At 71.2% G+C, this 14,392-nt stretch carries 13 protein-coding genes; 9 read left to right on the top strand and 4 right to left on the bottom strand.

The annotated features are described in order from the left end of the window. Positions 1-5: 5 nt before the first annotated feature. The 3 genes from NLX86_RS21205 to NLX86_RS21195 form a co-directional block, all read right to left on the bottom strand. On the bottom strand, positions 6-2,273 hold the full coding sequence (locus tag NLX86_RS21205; RefSeq protein WP_254373316.1) for a lipopolysaccharide biosynthesis protein: 2,268 nt from the start codon (positions 2,271-2,273) through the stop codon (positions 6-8). After that, positions 2,266-3,414 carry a DegT/DnrJ/EryC1/StrS family aminotransferase gene (locus tag NLX86_RS21200; RefSeq protein WP_254373386.1) on the bottom strand — a complete coding sequence of 383 codons (1,149 nt, stop codon included), beginning with the start codon at positions 3,412-3,414 and terminating at the stop codon, positions 2,266-2,268. The genes NLX86_RS21205 and NLX86_RS21200 overlap by 8 nt, the downstream gene beginning before the upstream one ends. 188 nt (positions 3,415-3,602) lie before the next feature. Continuing rightward, a complete protein-coding gene (locus NLX86_RS21195) occupies positions 3,603-4,517 on the bottom strand; it encodes an RNA polymerase sigma factor SigF (protein WP_254373315.1) in 915 nt (304 codons plus the stop codon). 240 nt (positions 4,518-4,757) lie between these two features. On the opposite strand from NLX86_RS21195, the gene NLX86_RS21190 reads away from it, so the two are divergent. The 7 genes from NLX86_RS21190 (at position 4,758) to NLX86_RS21160 (ending at position 10,485) form a co-directional block, all read left to right on the top strand. After that, complete coding sequence (locus tag NLX86_RS21190; protein WP_254373314.1) at positions 4,758-5,126, top strand: STAS domain-containing protein; 369 nt, start codon at positions 4,758-4,760, stop codon at positions 5,124-5,126. Between the two features lie 91 nt (positions 5,127-5,217). Beyond that, positions 5,218-5,700: an ATP-binding protein gene (locus tag NLX86_RS21185; RefSeq protein WP_254373313.1), complete on the top strand. Its 483-nt coding sequence runs from the start codon at positions 5,218-5,220 to the stop codon at positions 5,698-5,700. 181 nt (positions 5,701-5,881) lie between these two features. Continuing rightward, positions 5,882-6,562 (top strand): LPXTG cell wall anchor domain-containing protein, encoded by a 681-nt coding sequence (locus NLX86_RS21180; protein ID WP_254373312.1) that lies wholly within the window; start codon positions 5,882-5,884, stop codon positions 6,560-6,562. Positions 6,563-6,621: 59 nt separating this feature from the next. Then, the gene (locus tag NLX86_RS21175) at positions 6,622-7,566 is read left to right on the top strand and encodes a hypothetical protein (protein ID WP_254373311.1); all 945 of its coding nucleotides are present in this window, start codon (positions 6,622-6,624) and stop codon (positions 7,564-7,566) included. Positions 7,567-7,688: 122 nt separating this feature from the next. Beyond that, a complete protein-coding gene (locus tag NLX86_RS21170) occupies positions 7,689-8,711 on the top strand; it encodes a hypothetical protein (RefSeq protein WP_374213925.1) in 1,023 nt (340 codons plus the stop codon). A gap of 14 nt (positions 8,712-8,725) precedes the next feature. Continuing rightward, entirely contained in the window at positions 8,726-10,009 is a 1,284-nt protein-coding gene (locus NLX86_RS21165; protein ID WP_254373384.1) for a hypothetical protein, read from the top strand. Between the two features lie 116 nt (positions 10,010-10,125). Continuing rightward, positions 10,126-10,485, top strand: coding sequence for a hypothetical protein (locus NLX86_RS21160; RefSeq protein ID WP_254373310.1), 360 nt, complete (start codon positions 10,126-10,128; stop codon positions 10,483-10,485). 112 nt (positions 10,486-10,597) lie between these two features. On the opposite strand, the gene NLX86_RS21155 is transcribed toward NLX86_RS21160, so the two are convergent. After that, positions 10,598-12,103 carry a peptide MFS transporter gene (locus NLX86_RS21155; protein WP_254373309.1) on the bottom strand — a complete coding sequence of 502 codons (1,506 nt, stop codon included), beginning with the start codon at positions 12,101-12,103 and terminating at the stop codon, positions 10,598-10,600. Positions 12,104-12,431: 328 nt separating this feature from the next. Here NLX86_RS21155 and NLX86_RS21150 point away from each other — a divergent pair, with 328 nt between their 5' ends. Together NLX86_RS21150 and NLX86_RS21145 are read left to right on the top strand one after the other, a co-directional pair. Further along, on the top strand, positions 12,432-13,109 hold the full coding sequence (locus NLX86_RS21150) for a response regulator transcription factor (protein WP_254373308.1): 678 nt from the start codon (positions 12,432-12,434) through the stop codon (positions 13,107-13,109). Positions 13,110-13,121: 12 nt separating this feature from the next. After that, positions 13,122-14,387, top strand: coding sequence for an ATP-binding protein (locus NLX86_RS21145; protein ID WP_254373307.1), 1,266 nt, complete (start codon positions 13,122-13,124; stop codon positions 14,385-14,387). Positions 14,388-14,392: the final 5 nt, after the last annotated feature.

The following is a 14,392-nucleotide window of genomic DNA, read 5'->3' as shown; positions in this document are numbered from 1 at the left end:
CGCCGTCACCGGCTCTGCCGCCGGCTCTGCGGTCGACTCCGCGGTGCGGCCCGGCCCACCGCCGTCGCCGCGTACAGCCCGAGGAAGCCGAGGAAGACGGGCAGCGCGGCCGCGGCGAACGCCTGCTGCGCCGCCCAGCCGGCCACGGCCTGCACCCACACCAGCCCCGCCGTGATCCGCCAGTGCGTGCCCAGCGCCCGCAGGGTCTCGGCGGCCAGCCCGAGGCAGAGCAGCTGAAGGAACACTGGCAGGACGCGCGCCACCCCGTCCGTCCCGTCCAGCCCGGCGACCCCCGCCAGGAACGCGGTGAGCGCCTCCTGCCCGGGGCCCGCGACGCGATCCGGCAGTACGCCGAGGAAGAGCGGCGCGGTGTGCAGGGCGGCAGCGGTGACCACCAGCGCGGACACCAGCAGGGCGGGGCGCGCGCGGTACAGCGAGACGGCCGCGCTGTAGATCACCACCAGCAGCACACCGGCGGTGAGGGTGACCGGCGGCAGCGCGTCAGTCAGCCCGGTGCCCGACAGCCGGCCGGCGGGGCTCGGCCGGTCCTGGGCCGCCCGCGCCAGCGGCACCCAGAACAGGCCCGCCGCCAGCCCGAGCAGCAGCCACAGCGCCTCGGTCAGCCGGTTCTCCCCGCCGTCCGCGGCCTCATCCGTACGGTCGGCGGACCGCCGGGGGCCGTCCGGGTCGGGCAGCACCGGGATGCCGAAGGCGGGCGTCACACCGTCGTGCGCGCCGCGCAGATAGGCGGTGTCCTCGGCCCAGCGGCCGCCGTACGACTCCGCCGCCTCCGCGCGCAGCTCCGCCGCCCGGCGCGCCCAGCTGGTCCCGTACTCCTCGGCCTTGTCGCCCTTACGGCGGAACCGCCCGCCGAACGGGATCCGGCGGGGTGGGCGCCCGCTCAGCGCCGCGCGCAGCCCGGGCGCCGCGACCAGCGCCATCAGGGTCATGCTCAGCAGCATCGCCAGCCCCGCCCCGGAGATCCCCACCGGGCCCAGCAGCAACGCGGCACTGCCCAGGACCAGCACGCACATGGCGCCCTGGAGCGCGGCGAGCATGCCGGTACGCCCCTGCACCCGCAGTACGCCGATGTACAGCTCGACGACGACCCGCGGCAGCGCTGCGGCGGCCAGCAGCCGCAGTACGGTCGTGCCGTGCTCGGCGTACGCGGCGCCGAACGGGGCGAGGATCTGCGGGGCGAAGACGATCAGCACCAGGACGACGGGCACCAGCAGGACGGCCATCCGGCGCAGTGCGCCGCGCACGCCGTCGGCGAGCCGGTCCGGGCTGTGCGAGGCGTGCGCGGTGAGGGAGGAGGCCATGTTGATGGCCATGAACTCCATGGTTCCGCCGACGGTGTACGCGATGTAGAAGAAGCCGTTGTGCGCGGCGTCGAAGCGGACCGCCACCATCACCGGCAGCAGGTTGATCATCGCCAGACTGAACAGCGCGCCGACCGAGTCGCCGGCCAGGAACCGCCCGATCTCGCGCAGGGCGGGCGGCTCGCGGTCGCGGTCGGCGGCGGCCTGCCGCGGGATGAGCCTGCGGAAGACCAGCCAGCCGAGCGGCAGGACCGACAGCGCGATCGCCACCGACCAGGAGACGAAGACGCCGAGGACCGGCATGGCGGTGGCGAAGACGGCGAGCAGCACCAGTTTGCCGAGGGAGAAGCCGGCGTTGCCGACGGGCACCCAGATCGCCCGGCGCAGGCCGGTCAGCACTCCGTCCTGGAGGGTCAGGACGGCCCACGCGACACAGGAGGCGGTGAAGAAGAGACCGGCGCCGAGTCCGCCCAGCGGTGCGTACGTGGGTCCCCACAGGTCGAGGGTGAGCAGGAAGACCCCGCAGGCCAGGGCCACCACTACGGAGCTGACGAGGTACGTACGCAGCACCAGCGCGCCGGTCGCGCGCCCGGCCCGCGGCACATAGCGCACCACCGCGCCGATCATGGTGGTCGCGGTGAGGGAGGCCAGCAGCCGCTGGGCGGCGATGGCGGCGGAGCCGACCCCCACCGCCTCCTTGCTGTAGTAGCGGGCGGCGACCAGCCAGAAGCCGAGTCCCAGCGCGGCGGAGACGCCGGTGGACAGCATCAGCGCGTAGGCGTTACGGAACATCGAGTCGCCGCCGTCGCCGTCGCCGCCCTCGCCGCCGCTGCCCGGCCGGGCGGTGTTCTCCGTACCGTCGGGGTCCACCGGCACGTCGTCGGGCGGGGCAGAGCCGGAGCCGGAGCCAGAACCGGAGCCGGAAGGCTCGCGGGTCCGGGTGTCACCCACCGCCGGGCCCCCCGGGCGTCCCGGGCGCCCGGTCCGACCCGGCGAGGATCCGGATCACGTCGTCGGCGCGCAGCGGGTCGACAGGCAGGGCGTGCCGCGCGAACCAGGCGGCCTGCGCGGGGGAGGACGAAGGGTCGGTGAAAGCGGGCCCCGCGTACGCGTCCAGCGGCGGGTCGTAGAGGTAGCCCACGGTGATCCGGTGCCGGGCGAGCCGGGCGATGGCCGCGTCGCGGTCGGCGACCAACAGCGGCACCCGGAACAGCGGCTGCACGGGACCGGGCGACGGCAGGGCCCATTGGCTGGCGAGGAGCTTCCCGGTGCCCGTCCGGTGGGCGGCGAGCCGGGCGTCGAGCCGGCCCAGCAGCCGTTCGACGCGGCGCAGCCGGGGGCGGCCCGCGCCGATGCGGTAGTCGTGCATGTCGACGCGCACCCAGGAGTGGAAGTCGTCGAGCGCGGGTGCGGCGGTGAGCGCCCGCTTCAGCTCGTCCGGCCGCAGCTCCATCCGTATCTCGTCGCGCTCCTGCATCCCGAGCAGCCTCATGGTGGCGCGCGCCGCTGTGGTCAGGCGCAGCCCCCGGACGGTGGCTTCGGCGTACGGGCGTAACGCGTAGGCGAGTTCGGCGGAGAGCCGCGGCGGATCGAGGAGGTCGTCGCGCGCCTTCTCCAGCGCGTCGCGCAGTCCCGGGTCCGCGACGGACAGGAAGCCGCCGGCCTTGGCGCCCACATGCTTGGAGAGGCTGAAGACGGACGCGTCGCCGAAGGTGCCGACCGGCCGGCCCGCGACCTCGCTGCCGATGGCGTGGGCGGCGTCCTCCAGGAGGGGGATCCCCAACCGGTCGCAGCGGGCGCGCAGTTCGGGTGCCGGGTCCGGATTCCCGTACAGATTCGTGGTGAGTACGGCGGAGAGGCCGCCCCAGACCTCGTCGGGCACGGCGGCCGGGTCTATGGAGCCGTCCCGCGCGCAGAGCGGTGCCTGGACGGGGCGCAGGCCGGCGGCGAGCACCACGAAGAAGATGACGTCGTCGTTGACCGGGGACATCAGGACCCGGCCGCCGGGCGGGCACCAGTGGCGCAGGGCCACATAGAGGCCGAGGCGGCAGGACGGTACGTACAGGCACTCCCTGCCGAGGCGGCCGCGCATCAGCTGTTCCAACGCGGTGTGTGCGGACGGCCCGTTGACCCCAAGAACCATGTGTTCCCCCCAGAACCCCATCCAATGTGGCCCAGTCCGTACCACTTCGTCAACAACGCCGCAGGGCCCGTCCCTCAGCGGGAACGGGCCCTGTCACGGCGGCGCTTGTTGTCGGCGATCGCTGCTGGCGCCTGCTGCTACTCCTCGAGCGTCAGACCCTTGCGGAGCCGGACGAGCGTGCGCGTCAGCAGCCGGGAGACATGCATCTGCGAGATGCCGAGCTCCTCACCGATCTCTGACTGCGTCATGTTCGCCACGAAGCGCAGCGACAGGATCTGGCGGTCGCGCGGGCTGAGCCCGGCAATCAGCGGCTTCAGGGACTCGACGTACTCGATGCCCTCGAGCCCGTGGTCCTCGTAGCCGATACGGTCGGCCAGCGCACCCTCCGAGTCGTCCTCCTCGGGCTGCGCGTCGAGCGAGCTGGCGGTGTACGCGTTGCTCGCCGCCATGCCCTCGGCGACCTCTTCCCTGCTGATGTCGAGGCGCTCGGCGAGTTCGCCGACGGTCGGGGCGCGGTCGAGCTGCTGGGCGAGTTCGTCGCCGGCCTTGGCGAGGTCGAGGCGCAGTTCCTGGAGGCGTCGCGGGACGCGCACCGACCAGCTGGTGTCGCGGAAGAAGCGCTTGATCTCGCCCATGATGGTCGGCATGGCGAAGGTCGGGAACTCCACGCCCCGGCTGAGCTCGAAGCGTTCGATCGCCTTGATCAGGCCGATCGTGCCGACCTGGATGATGTCTTCCATCGGTTCGCTGCGGGAGCGGAACCGGGTGGCGGCGAACTTGACCAGGGCCAGGTTGAGTTCGACGAGTGTGTTGCGTACGTACGCGTACTCGTGGGTGCCTTCCTCCAGCACCTCGAGGCGCGCGAAGAGGGTCTTGGACAGGGCCCTGGCATCCAGCGGCCCCACCTCGTCGTACGGCGGGATCGCCGGAAGGTCTGCGAGTCCCTCGATCTGCTGGGGCGGGGTTGTCGACGGCGCGTGCTGCTGCGGCGTGTGGGGCGGCGCGGGCTGGGTACGCGTTTCGTCGAGCCGGGGTGACATGGTCTCCTCCATCGTTCTCGGCATATGGCTGCCGATGCCTTTACGTCTGCACTGGGCTGAGTGCGGCGCCTCCAAAGCCGGCCGTGTTGGTTGTGTCCCTACTACCCCTACCCGCTCCTGGTGGGCCGTTGCAAGTGTCTTTTGTGCGAATCGTACATATTTGGAATGATGTTCGGCTACCGCAGCGCGTACGGAAGGCGTAGGGTTCAGCGGCATCAGTGCAGCTACGACACGGCCGGAAGAGAGACGTGCATGGACCGCGGGACGGTCGGGAGTGCAAATCGGGGCCGACTGCGGGTCGAGGTCCGCAGTCAGGGTCACAGCGCGATCGTGACCCCGGCCGGTGAGCTCGACCACCACACGGCCGAGCTGCTGCGGGAACCGCTGGACGCGTGTCTGGAGGCGGGGAGCACACGCCTCGTCGTCGACTGCTCCCAGCTCGAATTCTGCGATTCCACCGGGCTCAATGTGCTGCTCGGCGCCCGCCTCAAGGCGGAAGCCGCCGGGGGCGCGGTCCACCTCGCCGGGATGCTGCCGGTCGTGGCCCGTGTGTTCGAGATCACCGGGGCGGAGTCCGTCTTTACCGTGCATGAGTCCCTCGATGCGGCGCTGGCCGAATAACTGCCGCGCCGGTCGGATGAGTGGGTGTTCTCACGCATCGGTCGGGCAGAAGACTTCTGAATCAGATGTGAATCGGTGAGGTGAGGCGCTGATGAGCACCACCCGGTCATACCCGCCGGGCGACCGGGGCCCGGATCCGGACGACGCTTCCGACGTACCCGGCGACAGCCGGGCACGCCGGCTCGCCCTGGACGGCGCCAGCGGCATCGTCCCTCTCGCGCGCGACTTCGCCCGTCAGGCCCTGTACGACTGGGGCTGGCTGCCCGCCCCCAACGCCGACCGGCGGGCGGCTGCCGAGGATGTGCTCCTGGTCGTCTCCGAGCTGGTGACGAACGCCTGCCTGCACGCGGAGGGACCGGAAGAGCTGCGGATCTCCAGTGACGGCAAGGTGCTCCGCCTGGAGGTCACCGACCGCGGCGCGGGCAAGCCGGCGCCGCGGCTGCCGCACCGGGCCGGGCGGCCCGGCGGGCACGGCATGTTCATCGTCCAGCGCCTCTGCCTGGACTGGGGTGTCCTGCGGCGCGCCGACGCCATCGGCAAGACGGTCTGGGCGGAGCTCGCCGCGCCCTCCTAGCGCGGGCTGCGCCCCGGCCCCTGTTACCGCCGGTTCGACCTCTTGCCGCACCTCTGTTCGTGCCTCTCTTCGCACGCCCGGATCGGGCGTGTTCTTTGTCTTCCCTCCCCAAGGTGCCAGGCGTACCTTGAGCGCCGATCTGATGTGTCGTCAGTAACGTCCGGCATGAGGGGAACTCGAGGTGTCGTACCAGAAACGCTCAGCCGCGCTTGCGCTCGCGCTGGCCACGGCGGTGGCGGGTTCGGCGGTGCTGATCGCCGCCCCTGCTGCCCACGCGGATGTCGTGGACGTGAACTACAACTGCAAGACGCCGATCGGTCCCAAGTCGGCCGTCTCGCCCATCGACATCAAGGCCGTCAGGAGCGCCAGCTCCTACAGGCTCACCATGTCCTTCCAGAAGGGCGTCTCGTCGTCCCCGGTCGAGCTGGGCAAGGGCGCGATGAACCCCAGCGCCGTCATCAGGCTGGGCGGTGCGGAGAGCGGCACCGCCGCCGTCTCGGGGCCGGCGAACGCAGCGGCCATCCCCGCCAACACCCCGATCAAGATCAATGACTTGTCGGGTACGTACACACCCAGGGCGAGCGGCAAGGTCACCTTCACCGCCTCGGTCCTCACCATCAAGGCGCTGGGGACGACGACCACCTGTACCCCCGGCAACAACCCCGAGCCGTCCCTCGAACTGACCGTCGCCGGCAGCGGCGGCAGCAGCAGCGGAGGCAGCAGTGGCGGCGGCGACCAGCTGCCGCAGACCGGCCCGATGGACTCGGCCGTCGCGCTCGGCACGCTCGGCGGCACGGTCCTGCTGGCCGGGGCGGCCGGCGTGCTGTGGCTGACCCGGCGCGGCCGGCGGGCCGCGGGCTGACCGTCCCGGACGCCCGGCCCGCCGCACCAGGCATGTACGTACGTGACAGGGAGCCGCCGATGCCGTCGATGTCGCCGATGCCGTCGCGCCGTACTCGACTCGCCGTGCTCGCCGCGGCCGTACTGCTGTGCGCGCTCGCGCCCGGGACGGCGTTCGCGGCGCGGGGGGAGCCGGCCTGGACGGCGGAGCCCGCGGTGGGCGCGGCCGCCCGGCCGGGCGGTGACGGCAGACCGTACTTCTACCTGGAGGGCGCGCCGGGCGCGGTGCTCGAGGACAAGCTCGCCCTCTCCAACCCCTCGGACCGGGCCCGCACGGTACGGCTGCGCGGCGCGGGTCCGTGGATCGCCTTCGCCGCGGACGAGGTACGCATCCCGCCGCGCACCCGCGCGGACGTCCCCTTCACCGTCACCGTCCCGCCCGGCGCCGTACCGGGCGACCATCCCGGCGCGGTTGTCGCCACGGCGGACGGCCGGGAAGCGGAGGTACGGGTGCATCTGCGGGTCAGCGGGCCGACGCTGTCCGCGCTCACCGTCGAGGACGTCGCGGTGACGGGGCAGGGCGATGCCACCACGATCCGGTACGCGCTGGTGAACCGCGGCAACACCGTGCTCACCCCGCGCCTCGCGGTCCGCGCCGAGGGCCTCTTCGGCGACGTGCTGCGCCGGGGACCCCGGGCCCTGCCGGTGGAGCTGAATCCGGGACAGCGGCTGGAGCGCACGGAACGCTGGCCGGACGCGCCCGCCCTCGACGCGGTCGGCGTCCGGCTGACCGTGACGGCGGGCGGCGGCGCGCACGGCGAGGCGACGGCCTCGGTGAGTTTCGTGCCGTGGCCGCAGGTGCTGTGGACCGGGCTGGGCGTGCTGCTGCTGGGCGCGGCGGGCCTCGCCCGGCGGGTGGTACGGAGACGGCGGACCCGGTCGCCGGACGAGCCCGCCGTGGACGAAGAGAGCAGCGAAAAGAGCGGTAGGGAAGGCCAGTTGGCGAGGGCGGGAGTGGGATCGTGAACGGCGGGACAGGTAAGCGGGTCACGCGCGTGAAGGCAGTGCCGGCCGCACTGCGCGGGGCGGACACGCGACGTGCGGCGGGCCGCGAGTGGCTTCGGGTCGCGGCCCGCCCGGGCCGTTCGGTGGCGTCGGCGGCGCTCGCCCTGGCCGCCGCACTCGCGCTCGTACTCCTGCCTGCTCCCGGAGCCGCCGCGGACGGGAAGCCGGCGGTCACGCTGTCCAAGGAGCAGGCCGGCCAGGGCGGCGAGATCACCGTGACCGGCTCCGGCTGGCGGCCGAAGGCCCTGCTGATGCTGCTGATGTGCGGCCAGTCCTCGCCCGGCAGAGGCGTGATCGGCGGAACCAACAGCTGCGCGAACGCCGACGGGCGGGCCGTCACCACCGACGCCAAGGGCCGCTTCAGCAAGCGGCTGCCGGTCGCCGAACCGCCCAAGCCGTGCCCGTGCGTGGTCCATGTCGCCACTGTCACCGGCGAACCGGCCGCCGTCGACGCCCCGTTCAAGGTCGCGGGACACCCCGTCACCCCGTTGCCCTCGCAGGCCGGCGCGGCCCGGCTCTCCGTACTCGCCGCCGCCCGGCTGGAGGGCGACGACGGGATCCTCGTCTGGTTCGGCGCGCCGGCCACGCGCAAGCTCGTCGTCACGGTCGGCAACCTCGGCTCGGCCCCGGTCAAGGACCCGGTGTTCCAGGTCGGCACCTCGCACGGCGTCTTCGCCCCCACGTGGGAGGAGCAGCAGTGGAAGGGCACGATCCCGCCCGGGCAGAAGGCGCGGGTCGAGGTGACCGTACAGCTGACATCGGGGGCGCACGGCGACTATCTCGTCTCGATGAAGTACGGCGAGAAGGTGCTGGTGGCCCAGCCCTGGGGGGTGGGGCGCCCGTGGGGCGTCACCCTCTTCTGGATCCTGCTCTGCCTGGTCGTGCCGGCGGCGGTCTTCCGCATCGGCATGTCCGTCGTCGACCGGGTGCGGCCGCGGGGCGGGGCGGCGGGCGCGGGCCGCCACCGGACCGTGCGGCTGCTGCCCAAGACCACCGCGAAACTCCCGAAGGCCCCCACCGCCGCGACAACCGCCACGGCTCTGCCGTGGTTCACCCCGGACTCCGCACCGTCAGAGAACCATCCGACAACGAAGGGACATTCGTGACCACGCAACGGAGGATGAGCGCGGCGGGCGTCGCGCTGATGCTCGGCGGTGCGGGAATCCTGCTGGCAGCACACCCCGCCCACGCCGCTGAAGTCTCGTACAGGACGGAGTGCATCCCGCCGGCGATCTCCGGCCTGCCGCCCGTCCAGGGCACCACGAAGGTGGCGATCACCGCACCCGCGGAGGCGAAGGTCGGCGACGAGGTCGAGGTGGTGTGGAAGACGGTCGAGGCCGCTTCCAAGAACCCCGACATCATCGATCTGGAGAAGGACACGGTGAAGCCGACCGGCACCGTCAAGGTGGGCGGGGCGGCGAGCGGTGACCTGAGGATGGAGGGGCCGCGGCAGAACCCGCCGATCCCGAAGAACAGCCCGATGGTGCTGCCCGACATGAAGGGCAAGCTGAAGCTGGAGAAGGCCGGTGAGATCACGCTGACGCCGGATGCGTACAACATCAACGTCAGCAAGCCGATGTCGACCGACACCAAGTGCACGCCGAAGGAGACGGTGGCCGTCGCGGCGACCATCAAGGTGACGGAGGGCGGCGGCACGACATCCGGCGGTACGACATCGGGCGGGACAACGTCCGGTGGTACGACGTCGGGCGGCACCACGGGCGGCACCACGGGCGGTGGCGGCGGTGAGACCGACTTTCCCGGCAACGAGGTCTCCGTCAACTTCGAGTGCAAGTCGCCCGGTCCGGCGAGCATCACCTCGAAGGTGACGATCAACGCCAAGAAGAACGGCGGCAGTTATGACCTCATCGTCAAGACCGCGAAGGGTGTGATGAACAGCCCCGCACCGCTGCCCGCGAACGCCCTCAAGCCGTCGATGGCCGTCACCGTCGGCGGAGCGGACAAGGGATCGGTCACGGTCACGGGCCCGGCCAACAAGGACCCGCTGGAGCAGGGCAAGCCGGTGGACCTGCCCGACATGACCGGCACGTACAAACCGGGTGCGACCGGTGAGTCGACGCTCAGCCCGGGCACGCTGACGATCGACGTGTCCCTGGGCGGCCAGCAGATCAACATCCCCTGCCAGGTGAAGGGCACGGCAGCCGTCTCGCTGGAGCTCGACACCACGGCCCAGCAGGGCGGCGCGGCAGGCGGATCCGCAAGCGGCAGCGCGGGCGGCGGTTCGGCGGGCGGCGCGGCCAGTGGCGGCGGCCTCGCCGAAACGGGCGCGACCAACGACGGCGGCCTACGCGCCCTCGGCCTGGTCGCGGGCACGGTGATCCTGCTGGGCGGCGCGGTGTTCACATTCACCCCATGGCGCAGGCTGCGCGGCGGGCTGCGCTGACGGATACGTTCCGTGCATTCGTCTGACCAAAGGCGAAGTTGAGTGATCGGCCATGCTTGCAGCTCGATGAGGTATGACCACCCATCGATGTGCGTGGGTCGGAGAAAGGAATGCAAATGCAGTGGGGGAAAAGGTTCGCCACGGGGGCGCTCGCCATGGTGATGGGAGCATCGGCGACAGGGTTGATCACGGCAGCTCCGGCGGAGGCCGCAGGGGCCAAGTACAAGTGCAAGGCATACGCCAAGCTGGATGGCCTGGGCCGGCCCACGGCCTACTCCACGTGCTCCAAGAGCAGTGGCGGGAAGGCCGTCCGTCTCCACCGGGTGGAGATCAAGTGCGACCAGGTCCAGGGTGCTCGGGAGCATGTCGTCACTTACACGCTCCACGGCCCGTGGGTATCGGCGGGGAAGAAGTCGAACGTCAAGTGCGGCTTCAAGAACTACCTGCGCGGGTTCAGCGTCCAGACGAAGCGCTGATCGGCCGTCGGCCGAGTGCTGGCGGCCACCCGTAGCGGCACAAGAGCCGGGCTGGTACGAAGGCGAACTTCGTACCAGCCCGGCTCTTTGTGCGCCCGCCGGCGCGGGGGAGCTACTTGACGTTGCCCATGAGGGCGCGGATCTTCTTGCCCGCCGTCATGAAGGCGAAGCCCGCGGCGACGGCGGTGATCGCCCACATCGTGTAGTAGACGGCGTCGCCCAGCGGCGCGTTGAGCTTGGTGGTCCAGCCGTTCAGGGCGTTGCCCGTAGCGCTGGCCAGGAACCACAGACCCATGATCTGGCCGACGAACTGCTTCGGGGCCAGCTTCGTCGACAGGGAGAGGCCGACCGGTGACAGGCACATCTCGCCGAGAGTCTGGACGAGGTAGACGCTCAGCAGCCAGAAGACGGTGACCTTGCCGGTCTCGCTGTTGACGGCGGCGGCGCCGGCCAGGCCCATGATGGCGAAGGAGCCACCGATGAGTAGCATCGCCAGCGCGAACTTCATCGGGGTGCTGGGCTCGCGGTTGCGCTTGGCAAGCTTGACCCACAGGGCGGCGAAGATCGGAGCCAGGATGATGACCATCATCGGGTTGACCGACTGGTACCAGGAGGCCGGGAACTCCCAGCCGCCGATCATGCGGTCGGTCTTGTTGTCCGCGAAGATCGTCAGCAGCGAGCCGGACTGGTCGTAGATCATCCAGAAAAGCACGGCGGTCGCGAAGAACCACACATACGCCTGGATCTTCGGTCGGTCCTCACTCTTGAGCGCCGGGTTACGGAAGATCGCGATGAAGTACACGATCGGCACGACGATGCCCAGGATGGCCAGCACGTTGACGATGTGCTCGATGTCGTACGTGCCCAGGGCCAGGTCGATGACGAGCGCGGCGACGGCGAGGCCGCCCCACAGCGCGACCTTGCGCAGGACGCTGCGCTTCTCCTCGGCCGTGGCCGGCGTTGCCGGCTCCTTGCCGATGTCACCGAGGTGACGGCCGCCGAGGACGTACTGGATGACGGCGAGGGTCATGCCGATACCGGCCACGGCGAAGCCGAGGTGCCAGTTGACGTTCTCACCGAGGTAGCCGACGACCAGCGGAGCGGCCATGCCGCCGATGTTGATCGCCATGTAGAACAGCGTGAAACCGGCGTCGCGGCGCGCACTGGGCTGGCCCTCGTAGAGGCCGCCGACCATCGCGGAGATGTTCGGCTTCAGCAGGCCGGTGCCGACCGCGATCAGTGCGAGACCGCAGAAGAAGGCGATGTCGGTTGGGATCGCGAGGGTGAAGTGGCCGAGCGCGATGACGATGCCGCCGACGAGAACGGCCTTACGGGCACCCCAGAGGCGGTCCGCGACCCAGCCACCGGGCATGGCGGCCATGTAGACGACGGCGTTGTAGACACCGTAGATCGATGCGGCCAGGGCCTCGCGGCCCTCGAGCGGTCCGTCGAGCACGCCCGCGATCAAGTAGAGAACGAGAATGCCGCGCATTCCGTACCAGGAGAAGCGCTCCCACATCTCCGTCATGAAGAGCGTGGCCATACCGCGGGGGTGGCCGAAGAAGGTCTTCTCGCCGGAGGGGGATCCGGCGGTGTCCTTCGTCAGGCTGGACGCCATGGTCGATCCTTGCTTGCTCGGGACGCGCCGCCTCGTGAGCGGATGCGCGCCCGGTGGGGGGTGTCATGAGAGCCGGCGGGCCGGCCCCGCACAGCAAAGAGACCTTTGGCACGCGATAACGGCACAAAGGTCCCTGAGTAGTGCATCAGGCGTCTCGCCACCATACGCCACGACACTGCGGCATATGGAAGGACTTGAGAGATGGATCACAGGTGTCTATGCAACGAACTGCCCACATTCGAAGGTAAGCAACTCCCTTCCACCCCAGACCCGCAGGGGTGGCCGATCGCCCCACGACCCGTGCCCCGCGCGGACTACCATCACCCACATGACCCGTGTACTGCTCGCCGAGGACGACGCATCCATCTCCGAGCCACTGGCCCGCGCCCTGCGCCGGGAGGGTTACGAGGTCGAGGTCCGCCAGGACGGGCCGACCGCGCTCGACGCCGGACTGCAGGGCGGTGTCGACCTCGTCGTGCTGGATCTGGGTCTGCCCGGAATGGACGGCCTCGAAGTGGCCCGTCGGCTGCGCGCGGAGGGACACAGCTTCCCGATCCTGGTGCTCACCGCCCGCGCCGACGAGGTGGACACGGTGGTCGGACTGGACGCCGGCGCCGACGACTACGTCACCAAGCCGTTCCGGCTCGCCGAACTGCTCGCCCGCGTACGGGCCCTGCTGCGGCGCGGCGCGGCCGAGCCCGCGCAGCCGCCCGCCACCCACGGGGTCAGGATCGACGTCGAGTCGCACCGCGCGTGGATGGGCGAGGAGGAGCTGCAGCTGACGGCGAAGGAGTTCGACCTGCTCCGGGTCCTGGTCCGCGACGCCGGCCGCGTCGTGACCCGCGACCAGCTGATGCGCGAGGTGTGGGACACCACGTGGTGGTCCTCCACCAAGACCCTCGACATGCACATCTCCTGGCTGCGCAAGAAGCTCGGCGACGACGCGGCGAACCCCCGTTACATCGCCACCGTGCGCGGCGTCGGCTTCCGCTTCGAGAAGAGCTGATACCCAAGCCTCATGCGCCGCCGTCTGATCAATTCCACGCTCGCTGTGGTGCTTGTCGTGATCGCCGTCTTCGGGGTCTCCCTCGTCATTGTCGAGACCCGCACGATCAGCAACAGCGCCCAGGAGAGCGTCGACTCCGAGGCCCTGCGCCTGGTCAGTGTCGTCGATTCCAAGGTCCTGGAGGACGTCGCGCTCGAGCCGGACGTCCTGGCGGAGCAGATCGGCGCCAACCGGTACGCCCGGATCGTGATCCCGGGCCGCGCGCCCGTCGAGATCGGCAAGCGCCCCACCGGCAGCGTCATCCGCTCCACCGTCACGGGCGAGCAGGGCGAGACGGTCACCGTCGAGGAGTCGCGTTCCACCGTCACCGACGAGCTCGGCCGCACACTGCTGATCATCGGTGCGGTGGCGCTGCTGGCCGTGATCGCGGCGGTGCTTCTCGCCGTACGCCAGGCCAACCGGCTGGCCTCACCGCTCACCGACCTCGCCGAGACCGCGGAACGGCTCGGCTCCGGAGACCCGCGCCCGCGCCACCGGCGGTACGGGGTCCCCGAGCTGGACCGCGTCGCCGACGTCCTCGACGCCAGCGCCGAGCGGATCGGGCGGATGCTCACCGCCGAACGCCGGCTCGCCGCCGACGCCTCGCACCAGCTCCGTACGCCGCTGACCGCGCTCTCCATGCGGCTGGAGGAGATCACGGTCACCGAGGACCTGGACACCGTGAAGGAGGAGGCGTCCATCGCGCTCGCCCAGGTCGAGCGGCTGACGGACGTGGTGCGGCGGCTGCTGACCAACTCGCGCGACCCGCGGACCGGCTCCGCCGTCGTCTTCGACCTCGACGAGGTGGTCAAACAGCAGGTGGAGGAGTGGCGCCCGGCCTACCGCAGCGCGGGCCGCGCCATCGTCCGCTCCGGGAAGCAGGGCATGCGCGCCGTCGGTACGCCGGGTGCGGTGGCCCAGGTGCTCGCCGCGCTGGTCGAGAACTCGCTGATGCACGGGGGCGGCACGGTCGCCCTGCGTACCCGGGTCACCGGCAACCAGGCGGTGATCGAGGTCACCGACGAGGGCCCCGGCGTGCCGTCCGACCTGGGCGCGCGGATCTTCGAGCGGACCATCAGCGGCCGTAACTCCACCGGCATCGGGCTGGCCGTGGCCCGCGACCTGGCGGAGGCGGACGGCGGCCGGCTGGAGCTGCTTCAGGCGCATCCACCGGTCTTCGCGCTGTTCCTGAGCCGGGTGGCGCGGGAGCGCGAGGAGCCGGCGAAGACGGTCCGCTGAGCCGC

This window comes from Streptomyces sp. A3M-1-3, from assembly GCF_024213665.1.
GTDB lineage: Bacteria > Actinomycetota > Actinomycetes > Streptomycetales > Streptomycetaceae > Streptomyces.
This window is presented reverse-complemented; position numbering and strand designations above follow the sequence as displayed.